The sequence below is a fragment of the Cupriavidus sp. WS genome (genome assembly GCF_000395345.1).
Classification (GTDB): Bacteria; Pseudomonadota; Gammaproteobacteria; order Burkholderiales; family Burkholderiaceae; genus Cupriavidus; species Cupriavidus basilensis_B.
Genome location: NZ_AQPL01000049.1, coordinates 1 through 12,970, shown reverse-complemented (window position 1 = coordinate 12,970; position 12,970 = coordinate 1). Strand labels below are relative to the sequence as shown.

Genomic DNA, 12,970 nt, shown 5'->3' with positions numbered 1-12,970 from the left:
CGGGGTGCGTTTTTTTTTGTGTCCCCATTCGGGTGCCGTCCCGATGGGGCGGCTCCATCCAACAGGAGCTTTCCCCATGAACAAAATGGTCTACGGTGCAGGCTTGGCCAGCTACCCGGCCGGTGTGCACATGCACGTCAGTCTCTACCAGTCCAACCTGCGCGCGGCCATCACGCTCAAGTGCGCGGATGACGGCATGCCTTACGGCGCTCTTACCGTGAACCTGCCGTCTGCCGACCTGGCTGATGACGAGATCCTGGTGGCGGCGGACTGGAACCTGCCGGCTGACCTGAAACAGGCCTTCCTCGACAGCGGCAAATTCGTCGAAACCGGCCGCTGGACCGAGGTCGGCTACGGCCGCGGTGCCCTGTGGCGCATCGCATGCCCTGAACTGCTGGCATCGCTGGCTACTGCACGGTCGTTCGTACCTCAGCGCCGCCAGCAATGCCAACCGGCCCACACCTGATCTTTCTCCACCACCCATCCGGGGCACGTCCCGGGTGGGGCGTGCTCCCATTTCGGAGCACCAGCATGTACCTCATTCATATCGGCACCGACCGTGCTGATCCGTGCACGACGCTCGCCGGCGTGCTCGAGTACCTCAATCGCGAGCGCACACCGCGCGCGCCCATCCAACTCGACCAGATCGCCGTCCGTCACATCGAGCGCGGCGAAATCCCCGTGGTGCAACTCAAAGAGGGGCGGTTCGGTGTCCGGCCGTCTGGCACCGCGAGATCCATTCTTAGCATGATGATCGACGAGGTCGACCAGTTCATTGTTCGCGTGAACGGCGGCGTGCGCCGTCCTCACGAGATGAGTCGCGCGTCGTGGGGCGCGGTCGTCGCGGCAGGTCGTCTTGGCTACTTCCCCGAAGAGGCCATCGACATGTCGCGGGGCGAGGCAGGCCCGCTGTTTCAGGCCGCCGACCTTTTCGAGGAGCAAGGGCCCTTCGATATCGCAGCGTACGTGCATGGCGAATTTCACAATCGCTTTGGCTATGGCGTCAACGGCCCTGCATACAGCCGGAACCAGGGCCCCAATGCCAGGCACGAAGTGCACATCGCCTACGCGCTGTTGCGTGGTGACAAAGTGCGCGAGTGCGTCATCAATGCCTATCGCGATGATTCGTCATTCGGTCGCTTCGGTCTGCAATGGATGCGGGCGCTCATCGATGTGCCAGCCCTCCGTGGCGCACTCCCCGAAGAGAAGTTACGGCAACTCTGCAACGTGATGCACATCGAGAAGCTGGCTATAACGGCGGCCAACGCGGGCAGGCTGGTCGGCATCATGCGGCGGCTCCCGGACGATTGCACCTATATCCACGTCGACGATGCCCTGTTCGAGGCGGGAATCTTGCCTCCGCGCATGCCGTCGGCATTGCGCCTTCCGCAAGGCGATTCAGCCAAGCCGGCAACGGATCTGGCGGCTCGCATCCACCACGAGACGACGCAGCGTCGGTTCGAGGTATGGATGTCGCGCGCGCGAGCAGAGCGCGAGGCGTTCAAGATCACTCAGCGCGAGTTCGACTACCAGGCGCGGGCAGCGGTCGTCGAGCGCGCCAGCGCCGGCTACGAGTGGTCGAACCGGGTCGCGCTGGCCGTCCTGCAGCGCAACGTCGCCACGCTCCTCGAGATCCTCGATGGTCCGAAAGACCTGAACGCCCAGTCGAAGCGGGCGATCCGCGACGTGATCGGCGTGGACCTGCTGCAATGCACCGCGGCTGTCCGCCGGCGCCGAATCTTCGCCATGTGCGATTTCTCCGAAGCGGAGCAGGAGCGCTGGGAAGCGGAGACATCCGCTGAGCGTGCGCAACGCCGCGCTGCCAGCGACTTCGACAGAGTCCGTGAGCAGGCGGAAGCTTCCCAATGGCGTATTGAAGGCGGGCGGACCATGAACGGCCGTGAATACGTGGAGTTTTGCATTGCGGAGGGGTTCTCCGAGATCGTTGACATGGCCCGCGGCAACGCCCGTGAGTATCGCTTCCAGAACCCGGGAAAGCGCGTCTCGCGCCGGCTTCGTGCGAAGGACGGTACGCTGGCCTATGCTCGCGCGCGCCTTGAGCAACTGGCGCAGCCGGAAATCTTCGCGGCTTGATGCTTGTCCCCCGGCCTTGCGGCTGGGGGCATTTCTTCAATACACACGACGAAATCGCGAGCTTTCACCGCCCAACAAAGTTTGCCAGGCCTTACGCTTCCTTCCTGAGATGTGTTTGCACTGAGCAGCGTCAGTCCAAACACATTTTTATCCGCGTCCTCGACGCATCGACCCCGTGCCGGCACCAGCCGGCCATCTCTTGATCCTCCCGCCAGGGCCCGCTCCCTGGTTGGGACGGCCTTCGTGGGTTAGCTGTTCTCACCCATGACCAACATGCTCCCCTAGCTCTACCTTCGCTGCTTCTAGCGGGCTTGCCCTTCCTGCGGCATTGCGTCGCGTCATCTATCCGCAGACGTCAGTTCCGCGGCTTCCATCCTCACCAAAAAGCTTTTCCCCGCGACCGGACCCAGTCCGCGCCGCGCCTCCACTTTTCCCGAAGGAGAATCATATGCATCTCGTTGAATCGATGGCTTACGTGAACGCCACCCCTTGGCACGGGCTGGGCCAACGTCTCGAACCGAATCAACCGCTCGAAGTCTGGGCGGAGCACGCCGGCATGAACTGGCGCATTGAGGAGTCCAAGGTACGCTTTCGCTCCGAGACCGACGAACTCGATACGCTGAAGGCGTTCGACCGGCAGAAGGTGTTGTATCGCTCGGATACCAAGGTGCCGCTGTCGGTGGTGTCGAAGCGCTACCAGGTGGTCCAGCCGGCCGAGATTCTCGAGTTTTACCGTGACTTAACGGAGATGGGCGGCTACCAGCTCGAGACAGCAGGCGTGCTCAAGGAAGGGCGCAAGCTCTGGGCGCTCGCCCGTACCGGGCAGAGCGCTGCGCTCGCCGGCGGCGACGAGGTCAAAGGCTACCTGCTGCTCGCTACCGCATGCGACGGGTCGCTGGCCACCACGGCGCAATTCACGTCTGTTCGCGTGGTCTGCAACAACACCCTGCAGATTGCGCTGGGCAACGGCCGCGGGGCGGTAAAGGTGCCCCATCGCAGCCAATTCGATGCACGTGCGGTGAAAGACCAACTCGGCATTGCCACCTCCTCATGGGAAGCCTTCAAGGTTCGAATGGAAGCGTTGGCCAGCCGCGAGGTCAGCAGTGCGGAGGTCGAGCGGTTCTTCCAACGTGTGCTGAGCTATCCGGCGACGCAGTCCGCGGGCAGCAGCGCGCTCGTGACCAACGACCGGGCCATGAAATCGGTCCTGGAGCTCTTCAACGGTGCCGGTAAGGGCTCGACCATGCGCTCGTCGGATGGCACGGCGTGGGGCCTGGTGAACAGCGTTACCGAGTACGTCGACCACCATCGTCGCACTCGCACGCCAGGCCATCGGCTCGACGCCGCCTGGTTCGGTGCAGGCGCCTACCTGAAGCAGCTGGCGTGGAACAGTGCAATTGAGCTGGTGGACGCATGAACTAGTGCCCACCATCAACTCCTCGGGCTGTTGAGCCCTTAAGTCTGACCGCCTTAGCGCCGTTGCATTGGTGTGTTGAGGCGATCCGTATCTATCCCCGGCTGAGTCCGGGGTTTTTTTTCCCCCGTTGCTATGACGACTAACCCCACTTTCATCGGCTGCCTAGGGTGGCTGCTTCATCAACTGCTGGTGCACGTTCGCACATCTCTGGAGTACCGGAAGGCAAATGGGGATCTGGGGCATCTCGCCAAGCAGCGGGTCGCGGAGCGACTCATGCCAGATCGACCGATCGACCTGCAAGATTTTCCAAAGGAGCGGTTTTCCCTGCTCTACTTGACGTGGCTGTCTGACTGTGAGTCCTACTCTGGTGGGGCCGCAGCTCCAAGCTACGATATGTGGATGGACTCTCGAAGTCTTGCCGGCCCCCCAAGCTCGGCGAGATATCGTCTGGGTACCACGGTATTCGAGTTGCGCCACGGTGCGACCTACGAGATCCGTGACGCCGACGGCAAGCGCCGCGTATTCCGCTGCTTGCTCGACGACGGCTTCCCGTACATATCCTTCGTCGACCAGGACGTGGGCCGAGTCTATCCATGGATCACCATGCCAGGTGTGTTCAGCCAGGCCGAGATATTCTCACTACGAGAGCTAACCTGAAAAAAAGCCCGACGTCCTGTCGGGCTCTTTTTTGTTCAGAGGCTCAGGTCTCTGGCAGTCTCGAAGGAATCGTGAGGGGTGGGGCATAGGGGCTCGACCGACAATGTGGTCGCGGCCACGCACGAAAGGCGATACCGAAATGTGAGCTTTCCGGGAGCAACTCGATATCGTGATATTGAACCTTCGTCTATGACTCGACGGCTGCAGTCGGTGGCCCAGCGTAGGCGACCGAGGGAACCCGGGAGATCGTTGTACCTTCCAAGTCAGCCTCGATCCCAAGGCGAATCGTACCGCCGTAGAAGATCCTCGCCATTACGCGCCCGTTGACCAACAGCGAAGTGCGCGCTTTCACTTCGCCTTCGACGACACCATCGACTACCACATGCTCTCCTTCGACGCTGCCCCGAATCACCGCGCCCCGTGCTATGTGAACAAGCCCGCTCGACGACGACACGTCACCATCGATGATCCCCATGCAGGTGATGCCGTGGTCGCTCACGAGATCCCCGTGAATGCACAGTCCAGCCTGGATTAGGCTGAAATTCGGTGTGTTGTCCATGTAGGTTCTCAGAAAAGTTTGATCTCTGCGGGGGGGGGGCCGACCTTCTCCGGCCTCGAGCTGGGCCTGGCTGGACTGGAGGGTACGGACGAAGTGCTTTTCGTCGGTGTGACCGCGGCCGGCTTGCCGACGATACCGACTTCACTCGCGGCCGACTTGGACTCGGTATCACGTGCAGTACCAACCGGTTGCGCCGGAGGCTGGATAGCTGCCGGTTCGGCTGTAGCAGTTGGCCACTGTTCCGACGTGCTCGGCGTTGCTGCCGGTGCCACCGCCTTGGTTTCGTCCGGGGATGGGGTGGGCGCCACGGTCGTAACGGGCGCCGCGGCGGACTTGGTAGCCATAGCGACTAAACGACCACCGAAGAGAGCAATCCCGGCGCCGACAGCAAGAAGGGCAGCGACTCGAATGTATTGTTCGAGCTTGCTCTTCTGGATGCCTTCCCGATCGGACAAGCGAGCGGGGCCGGCGACTGGCCACAGTCCTTTTGAGTCCTCAGCAGGGATATCGATCGTGATCGCGGGTCTTGCATACTGCTGGTGCATCTGTTCAATCTCGCGGAGCTTCATGCTGTCTTTTCCGTGGTATCGGGATTGGTCGGAGTCGGCAGACGAGAGCCGTCCGGCGCGTACTTGTCGTTATCGGGGATGCATAGGCGGTGAATCCGAGAGATTTGCCGAGCGGCGGCACTGAGAACCTGCTCACGCTCGGTGCCGGACACGGATCTTGCCGCGCTACAAAATAGAGAAATGGAAAACAGTCTGTCGTACTGGCGGATCAATCGAAGAAGACGTCCTGCGAGCGGATGCGTGATCTTTACCGGGATCTCGCGCGAAGCCACAGCAAATTGGATCTGATTTCGCACTTCCCAATCGGCCAGACTCGACTCGAACCAGTCTTCTGCCTCCCGAAACGCGAGGTCGAGTGCTTTGACCTTTCCGCCGCGGCCGACGCTGAACTTTGCCGAGCAGTAATAGAAGTTGGCATCAAGGAAATCGCGCGCGAACGTAGAGTAATACGTCGCGGTCGCACCGGCCGCAGTATCAGGGACAATTCTGGCGATCCGATCATCACTATTGAAACGTTCGATCGTCCGCAGGCCACCGTCCTTCGGCGGGGCATCGCCGGCGACTTGACCTGATCCTCTTCCATCGACGTCGTGATCCCTTTCGGATTCCGATCTAACCGCTATTGGGTCTTCAAGCATGTCCAGGTTTCCGCGTTCTCTCTCGCGAGCAATTGTCGGACAAGAACTGACAGCAATTTTTAACGAAAGCTATACGAAATTTGCGAGCTTTCGGTAATCCACAATCGAGATCGTGTGACAGAATTCACTCACACCCTGCGTCACCGACGCATCGACTCTGACTCCTGGCGAGTCCATCCCTTTGTACCAAGCCGTGCCTCGCGCATGCTCCGACCAGTTGGCTACTGGTGTGGAATCCTCTCTTGATAAGTGCTTTCGCCGAGCACTTCCCATCGTCAGCTTGTAAAACGCGTCTACGTCTGTGCCTCCTATGAGTGCACGCGTGACACCGTTCGAGCCTGGGACCATGTGGCGTCTCTCTCAAGGCCCCTCCTAGGCAGACCGGCCGTCGTTGGCTGATCCGTGAACCTGCGGCCGAACCTGTGGGTTCGCAAATGGGTTGTTGTGCAGCGTGAACATGCTGCACGGGGCGACTTTACGTCCCAAGCATGAGCAGTGCGCATTCGCGCGCCGCTCCCTGTAAGCCACGCCCCCGGAAGGGGCGTGGCTGCAGGTTTCTCGACAAACAGCTCGCTACCGGCGTTACCGGAGCGAGCTTTTTTGTTTGTGAGAGGCCTCGCATTCGGGAGATATCATGCACCAGAACTCCGAGATTTCCGCCGCCATCGCGGCAACGCTTCAGCGCCGGCGCGTCGACTATGTCGAAATGCCAAACGCATGGCGCAGTCTTTGTGAGGCGGCACATGTCGCCAGCCTTCCGGAAGCCGCTCGCGCGGCCTTCCTTTCCCAAGTAGCGACCCAGCGCGGGGCCGATGTAGCTCTGCGCCTCCGGGAGCATGCTGCGTCGATCCATGCGAACGTCGTTCGATACCTCGACAGGAGAGCAGCATGCAATCCCCCATTACCTACAACGACTTCGGGCACTGCCGAAGCATCTTAGACGAACGTCCATCCCGGCCGCCGATCATTGGTAAGATCCGGCCTGGCATCAAGGTCCTGACGCGCAAGGCACGTGAGAACGAGCAGGCGGTCAAGATTCACGACGCCTTGCTCGCGCAGGGTAAGTCGTTCGAGGCCATCGGCGCGGAGATCGAACGCAAGACGAGCCTTCGCAATGCACTGGTTCCCAAGAACACGCCGTACTTCACGTGCCGTGGATCGGATTTTTCGAACCCGGATGTCGCGCGGGAGATCCTCGACCTGTATGGCGAGGATCGTGGCGATGGGAACGGCAGGCGTCTCTGGCGCTTCCCGGTGATCTTCGCCTTCGACGACTGGCTGCAGAACATGCCGAACCAGCTGATCGCTTGGACCGGGAGCGGAAGGCAGTTCTTCTCCGAATATGGGCCGGACGGTTTGCGGTACTGCAAGACCTATGCGCCGGTGCCGAAGAACGACCGCTCGAACCGCGCCAAGCGGGTCTGGGGCGGCCGCTCGGTGATCCTCCGCCAGGATAGCGACATTCCCGATGGCCTTTGTGACCCTCAGGAGTGCCCACAGTACCAGAGCGGCGGCTGCAGTCTCTCTGCCTCCTTTCTGTTCGCGGTCGTCAAGATCAAGGGCCTCGGTCTCATCGAACTCCCGACGACGTCGATCTACGTTCTCCAGAAAGCGCATGCCGCGATGCAAACGGTCTCGCTTGCGCGCGGCAAGCTGAGTGGCGTCGAGTTCTGGGTGTCGAAGACCGAGGTCGAGGTCAGCCGGATCGGCGAGGATGGACTGCCGACGCGACAGCGCCAGTGGCTCATCACGCTTGATGCTGAAATCGATATCGGGGCGCTGCTAGACGGCTCCGATCGACCGCACCCCGGCCACCTCCAGGCAGCAACGGAGGCCGCTGCAGCTCTAGAAGGCCCTGCGGGCTCGGAGGTGGCTCTCAACAGCGGCGAAGGTAGTGTGTCGGCGGCGGAATCCCCCGTGGTTGACACCTTGCAAAGCCGCGGCGAGTCCACGGCACATCCCGATCCGGACGATGTCACAAGCCAGTTCGATGACTTGGTGGCACGCCTGGGTCTGCGGGGCGATGCCTCGCGTGCGCAACTCAAAGCCTTTGCGCAGGCATCCTTCGGCACCGGCTGGACGAAGCGGCCGGCCGATGTGCATCGGCTGCTTGAAGACATGCGCGCCGGGTTGGCCAACCCAATCGCGTTCCGCGAGAAGTTGGCTGCAATCGCGCGCGACGTGTCCGTTTAATCTCCGGCGCTCGCCGGCCTCGATGAGGGAAGCCTTCTGGCTTCCCTTTTCCTTTTTCCTCGCCGGCCTGTCGGCACTTCCCATTCTGGAGTTTGTCATGCATGGCAATGCACTGCGCGTTGCGCATTTCTCGGATTTGCATTACTCGCCGGCGAACCTGGTCGAGTCGGATCGTTGCCTTGCGTTCGGGTTGGAGCGTGCGATCGGCGACGCCTGTCAGGTTGCTGTCTTCTCGGGTGATGCGACCGATCATCGTCTCGAAGTCCACGCACCGGCATTCGCGGCACTGGCGCGGCGTGTCCACCAGCTCTCACGACACTGCCCGATTCTCATGCTGCAGGGCACGTTCAGTCATGAGCCACCCGGCACGCTCGATCTGCTCCGATTGATCGATGCCCAGCACCCGGTATATGTCGCGGACCGGATTCATCAAGTGGCGCTGTGCGGCTCGGTGTTCGTGCCGTCGGATGACGCCGCGTTCAGTCCGGCCGAGCTTGACGTCTTGCTTGCGCAGCACGGCATGCCGGAGGTGATCTTTACGTGCGTGCCGACGGTCAACAAAGCGACGCTGGCCGCGACCGCGGGAATCGCGGATGCCGCTACTGCTGTTGGTGGTTATCTCGCTGCCTATCTCAAGGCGGCGGGCGCGATCAACCGCCAGGTGCGGGAGTGGGGCGTTCGCACGATCGGGGTCTCGCACGGCACCGTGAACGGCTGCGAGACCGAGCACGGCGTGCCGATGGCTGGCTTCGATCACGAGTTCTCGATTGGGGCGCTGTTCGATGCAGAGTGCGATGCGTTCATGCTCGGTCACATCCACCGGGCCCAGCAATGGGAGCGGGAGGGCAGGGTGGTGGCGTATCCAGGTTCCATTGGTCGCTTCCACTACGGCGAGATCGGCGCGAAGGGTTTCCTGCGCTGGAACATCGAACCCGGCCGCGCGACGGCTGAGTTGATCACGACGCCGGCTCGGGAAACGATCTGCGTGGATTTTGACGGGCCACCGGATATGCAGCGGCTTGCCGAAATGGCCGCCGACGCAATGGGCAAGTTTGTCCGCATTCGTTGGACGATCAACGAAGAGCACCGTCAGCTTGTCGATCGCGAAGCGATTCAGGCCCTTTTCGCTGCCAGTGCCGAGGTCAAGATTGAAGCTCGGATCTTGCCAGCTGTGCGTAGCCGCGCGGAAGGCATAAGCCGGACCGTGACTCTCGCCGAGAAATTGGTGCGGTGGAGCGAACTGGTGGGTGTTGACGCCACACCGGTCGTCGATCGCCTGTCGCAGCTCGAGCGGCTCGATGCAAAGGCGATTGCGGATAGCGTGTTGAGTGGACTCACAGCGACCACTGCGTTGCTGGAGGAGCAGGAGAGCACGGTGCCGGCCGACCAGCCCGCCAATCTCCCGGACCTGGGCGCGGAGCCCATCGCTGCAGCCCATCCGCCGCAGCTGGAGTGGTTGTCCGACGATCTGTTTGCGGCCGAAGCCGCCTAACCCTAGAACGTGCATGAGCCATGTTCCGACAGCCGCAAGGGTTGTCGAAAAATGGTTTTACCCCGCGTCGCCGACGCATCGACTGCAGTACCCATTTTCTTTCCATCTACCCCGACGGGTGCTTCCCGTCCGGGGCGCACTCCGTCACTACCAGGAGTGCAGCATGATCCTATATCACGCAGGACCCGAGTGGGCCCGAACATTTGAAGTTGCAATGACACAGGCCGATCTGGTCGCCCGCCTTTGTGACAATCACAGTTTCGTTCGCGGCGCGCAGTTCCAGCCGTTCGGACCGAATCGTGGTGCCGTGGTCGCGGTACGCGCCCATATGCTGGTGATGGTGCTTCACACCGAGGGCGGCACCACCTGGTTGTCTGTGGCACCGTCCAAGGAGATTCAGGACTTGCTCTGGTCGTTCTCGAATGGTTATGCAAGCCAGTGGAGCGCGATGGAACTCAAGGCCCTGTCGGGCTGCGATGACTGGAACGCACTGCAGGCGATGGCGCATGGGCAGTTTGCTGCGGCCGTTCGCTCTCTGGAGCGGGCGATTGCTGGCATGCCTGAATACGACGCGCCCCCCGTCCTGGACGCGCTCGACGAGAACACTCTCGAGCTGCCGCCCGACTACCTGCAGTCGGTGTCGCTGGAGGATGCGCCATGCGTCCACTGAAGCTGACCCTTGCTGGTTTTCACGGAGTGCGCGATGGCATGCATCGCGACAGCGTGACAGTCGATCTCACTAGCCTGCCGAAGGGGCTGATTGCGATTGTTGGGCCTAACGGGGCAGGCAAGACCACGATCATGGACAACCTGCATCCGTACCCGATCATGCCGAGCCACGCAACCAAGATGTCGGCAGATGGCTTTTCGTACTGGGATCACCTTTGCGCTCCGCGCGCGGAGAAGGATCTGGAGTGGGAGCACGGCGGAAAGACGTACCGTTCGGCGTTCGCATTTCGCAACCCGGGCAAGAGCCGGAAGGCAGAGTATTACTTGTTCGAGAAGTCGGCCGCGGATGACTGGGTGCCCGTGCAGATGCCGGACGGCACAGTGTCGGACGGTAAGGCCGACACATACAACCGCTGCCTCGAGGCCGTTCTCGGTTCGCCGGAAGCGTTCTTTACGAGTGTGTTCTCGGCTCAGAGTCGGCGTCCGCTTTCCAGCTACCAGGCGAGCGAGATCAAGAAGCTCCTCGCGGAGCTGCTCGGCATCGACCACCTGCGCGACCTGTCGGCGAAGGCCGGTGAGGTGGCAAAGGAACTCGGCAGGGCACTCGACGGCTTGCAGCGCGATATGCTGGTCCTCACGGGCAAGCGGGAAGTGACACATGCGATGGCCACGGAGATTGGCGAAATTGACAACGCATTGACGCGCAAGCGGGAGCAGCGATCCGGGCAGTTGCAAGCATCGGAGAAGCTGCAGCAAGAGCGCGCGACGCTTGCCGCCAAGCAGACCGCTTCTGCCGGCGCGGAGGCGAGGCTTCGTGAGTTGAAGCAGCGAGAGGGCGAACTGACCGCGCGCGGTGCCCGCGTCGTTGCGGACGAGCAGCAGGCAAGAGCACGTGCCAGTGCCCGCCTCAAGGAGTTGGAAAAGTCGGTCTCTACTGCCAATGCTGTGCTCGACCAGTCGGGTGCGATTCTTGCCGCTGGCGAGCAGCGCGATGCGTTGCAGATGGCCGTCGGCCGGAAGCAGGCGGAGCTGGAAGCCGGTCAGGTCGACCTTGCGAAGCTGGAAGCCGTTCAGGTCCGCCGCGCCACACTGGCGGCGGAGCTGCAAGGACTAGAGCAGCGCGGGACGGTTGCTGCGCAGCTGGCCAAGTCGTTGAAGGCGCAGGCCTCGGTGATCGAGACGGTTCCCTGTCACGAACAGCCGATGCACGCCACGTGCCCTCTACTCGCGCAAGCGCGGGACGCCCGGCTCAAACTGGGCGAACAAGCGGTGCAGGTGAGTGGGCTGCGGACGAGCTACAGGGAGAAGCAGGATGCTCTCAAAGCGACGGATGCAGTCGTTGCAGGGCTACCTGCCGCACGCACTGCACAGGCAATGCTGCAACAGGGCATTGCCAGGGACCAGCAGGAGATCCAGCGCTTGGGGGCCCTTGCCGCAAGAAAGCCTCTTCTCGATGCCGCACGCGACAACCTCGCGAACGCACAGCGTGACATGTTGGTTCTGAGGACTGACGACTCCGAGCGCCTCACTCGATACCAGCGTGATACCGCCGATATGGAGGCGCAACTAGTTGCGGTACGTCGGGAAGTCGCGACATTGGCGACCGACGATGTCACTGGCATGCTGGTGGACTTGGATCGTCGTATCAGGGCTGGCCGGGAGGCCACCGTGGCACTCGATGGCGCCATCGAAACACTGATTCGCCGGCAGAGCGGGGTCGCGGCCGATCGCGCCCGCCTGGAGGCCGAGCTTACCGACCTGGGAGCATTGGAAAGCAAGGCGCAGGTGCTATCGGACGAGATCGCGCAATGGAAGCTGCTGGCAAAAGGCTTGGGCAACGACGGCGTGATTGCGTTGTCCATCGATGACGCTGGCCCGGCCATCGCGAAGATCGTCAATGACCTGCTGCTGGGCTGCTACGGACCGCGATTCACGATCGCCATTCAGACGCAGACGGAGTTGGCCAACGGAGAGAAGCGCGAAGGGTTCTCCATCGAGGTGATCGACGCTGACAACGACAGCACGAAAGAGGTTTCGGTGATGTCGGGCGGGCAGAAGGTCTGGATCAACGAGTGTCTGACGCGCGGGATTGCGCTCTACCGGGCGCAGGATGCACAACAGCCATTCCAGACGTTGTTCACGGACGAAGCCGACGGGCCGTTGGACTCGGAGCGAAAGCGCGCCTTCATGCAAATGAAGCGCGAAGTGCTCCGGGTTGGCGGGTACGAGCGAGAGTTCTTTATCAGCCAGACCCCGGATCTTGTGGACGAGGCCGATGCAGTGATCGATGTTGTTGCTCTGGCTCTGCATTGAGCCAGCCATCAACCAGAAAGCCTATCTCATTTGAGATGGGCTTTCACTTATTTTCCCGCTTCCGATGCTGTTGAGGAAGCGGATGCCGTGATCGACGTGGGAGCCCTCGCGGGCGAGCGTATTGACCAACCCGATGGGGCATACCCCATCGGGGCTGCTCCGTCCTCCTTTCCCCTTTCATGAAATTCCCTCTCATCCTTGTGCTCTTGCTTCTTGCTCTGTGGGCGGCCGCGGAAATTTTCCCTTCGCCAAAACCGCAGCCGAACAAGGCGCCCAAAGCGGCCGCGGCTCGGCTGGTTGTTGAATACCACGCCGGCGCGCTGCCGAATGCCGACACGCTATAGCGCGCTCTTCTTCAATGCATGGCGC

The 12,970-nt window shown here is 61.8% G+C and carries 11 protein-coding genes; 8 read left to right on the top strand and 3 right to left on the bottom strand.

The genetic code is table 11. The features are described 5' to 3' along the window. Positions 1-76 precede the first annotated feature (76 nt). From K206_RS0105100 to K206_RS37530, 4 genes are all read left to right on the top strand, one after another. Complete coding sequence (locus K206_RS0105100) at positions 77-466, top strand: hypothetical protein (RefSeq protein WP_020201332.1); 390 nt, start codon at positions 77-79, stop codon at positions 464-466. 65 nt (positions 467-531) lie between these two features. Further along, entirely contained in the window at positions 532-2,094 is a 1,563-nt protein-coding gene (locus K206_RS0105095) for a hypothetical protein (RefSeq protein ID WP_020201331.1), read from the top strand. A gap of 448 nt (positions 2,095-2,542) precedes the next feature. Further along, the gene (locus K206_RS0105090; protein WP_020201330.1) at positions 2,543-3,511 is read left to right on the top strand and encodes a DUF932 domain-containing protein; all 969 of its coding nucleotides are present in this window, start codon (positions 2,543-2,545) and stop codon (positions 3,509-3,511) included. 273 nt (positions 3,512-3,784) lie between these two features. Next, a complete protein-coding gene (locus K206_RS37530; protein WP_155887953.1) occupies positions 3,785-4,168 on the top strand; it encodes a hypothetical protein in 384 nt (127 codons plus the stop codon). A gap of 187 nt (positions 4,169-4,355) precedes the next feature. Here K206_RS37530 and K206_RS0105080 read toward each other — a convergent pair whose 3' ends face one another. The 3 genes from K206_RS0105080 to K206_RS42630 are packed head-to-tail and all read right to left on the bottom strand — an operon-like array spanning position 4,356 to position 5,934. After that, on the bottom strand, positions 4,356-4,727 hold the full coding sequence (locus K206_RS0105080; protein WP_020201328.1) for a polymer-forming cytoskeletal protein: 372 nt from the start codon (positions 4,725-4,727) through the stop codon (positions 4,356-4,358). Between the two features lie 8 nt (positions 4,728-4,735). Next, positions 4,736-5,296 carry a hypothetical protein gene (locus K206_RS42635; RefSeq protein WP_155887952.1) on the bottom strand — a complete coding sequence of 187 codons (561 nt, stop codon included), beginning with the start codon at positions 5,294-5,296 and terminating at the stop codon, positions 4,736-4,738. Further along, on the bottom strand, positions 5,293-5,934 hold the full coding sequence (locus tag K206_RS42630) for an AcaB family transcriptional regulator (protein ID WP_155887951.1): 642 nt from the start codon (positions 5,932-5,934) through the stop codon (positions 5,293-5,295). Before K206_RS42630 ends, K206_RS42635 begins: the two co-directional genes overlap by 4 nt. A gap of 888 nt (positions 5,935-6,822) precedes the next feature. On the opposite strand from K206_RS42630, the gene K206_RS0105075 reads away from it, so the two are divergent. The 4 genes from K206_RS0105075 to K206_RS0105060 all read left to right on the top strand — a co-directional run bounded on the left by K206_RS0105075 (position 6,823) and on the right by K206_RS0105060 (position 12,601). Continuing rightward, on the top strand, positions 6,823-8,127 hold the full coding sequence (locus K206_RS0105075; RefSeq protein ID WP_020201327.1) for a hypothetical protein: 1,305 nt from the start codon (positions 6,823-6,825) through the stop codon (positions 8,125-8,127). A gap of 22 nt (positions 8,128-8,149) precedes the next feature. Beyond that, positions 8,150-9,619, top strand: coding sequence for a metallophosphatase family protein (locus K206_RS0105070; RefSeq protein WP_020201326.1), 1,470 nt, complete (start codon positions 8,150-8,152; stop codon positions 9,617-9,619). A gap of 214 nt (positions 9,620-9,833) precedes the next feature. After that, positions 9,834-10,289: a hypothetical protein gene (locus K206_RS0105065; protein ID WP_020423678.1), complete on the top strand. Its 456-nt coding sequence runs from the start codon at positions 9,834-9,836 to the stop codon at positions 10,287-10,289. Next, positions 10,277-12,601, top strand: a complete 2,325-nt coding sequence (locus K206_RS0105060) for an AAA family ATPase (RefSeq protein ID WP_029043254.1) — start codon at positions 10,277-10,279, stop codon at positions 12,599-12,601. The genes K206_RS0105065 and K206_RS0105060 overlap by 13 nt, the downstream gene beginning before the upstream one ends. The last annotated feature ends 369 nt before the right edge of the window (positions 12,602-12,970 follow it).

What these genes read in the sequence shown, in the direction of transcription:
- K206_RS0105100 (WP_020201332.1), top strand. Translation starts at nt 77, where the DNA reads ATGAACAAAATGGTCTACGGTGCAGGCTTGGCCAGCTACCCGGCCGGT.
- K206_RS0105095 (WP_020201331.1), top strand. Translation starts at nt 532, where the DNA reads ATGTACCTCATTCATATCGGCACCGACCGTGCTGATCCGTGCACGACG.
- K206_RS0105090 (WP_020201330.1), top strand. Translation starts at nt 2,543, where the DNA reads ATGCATCTCGTTGAATCGATGGCTTACGTGAACGCCACCCCTTGGCAC.
- K206_RS37530 (WP_155887953.1), top strand. Translation starts at nt 3,785, where the DNA reads ATGCCAGATCGACCGATCGACCTGCAAGATTTTCCAAAGGAGCGGTTT.
- K206_RS0105080 (WP_020201328.1), bottom strand. Translation starts at nt 4,727, where the DNA reads ATGGACAACACACCGAATTTCAGCCTAATCCAGGCTGGACTGTGCATT.
- K206_RS42635 (WP_155887952.1), bottom strand. Translation starts at nt 5,296, where the DNA reads ATGAAGCTCCGCGAGATTGAACAGATGCACCAGCAGTATGCAAGACCC.
- K206_RS42630 (WP_155887951.1), bottom strand. Translation starts at nt 5,934, where the DNA reads ATGCTTGAAGACCCAATAGCGGTTAGATCGGAATCCGAAAGGGATCAC.
- K206_RS0105075 (WP_020201327.1), top strand. Translation starts at nt 6,823, where the DNA reads ATGCAATCCCCCATTACCTACAACGACTTCGGGCACTGCCGAAGCATC.
- K206_RS0105070 (WP_020201326.1), top strand. Translation starts at nt 8,150, where the DNA reads ATGAGGGAAGCCTTCTGGCTTCCCTTTTCCTTTTTCCTCGCCGGCCTG.
- K206_RS0105065 (WP_020423678.1), top strand. Translation starts at nt 9,834, where the DNA reads ATGACACAGGCCGATCTGGTCGCCCGCCTTTGTGACAATCACAGTTTC.
- K206_RS0105060 (WP_029043254.1), top strand. Translation starts at nt 10,277, where the DNA reads ATGCGTCCACTGAAGCTGACCCTTGCTGGTTTTCACGGAGTGCGCGAT.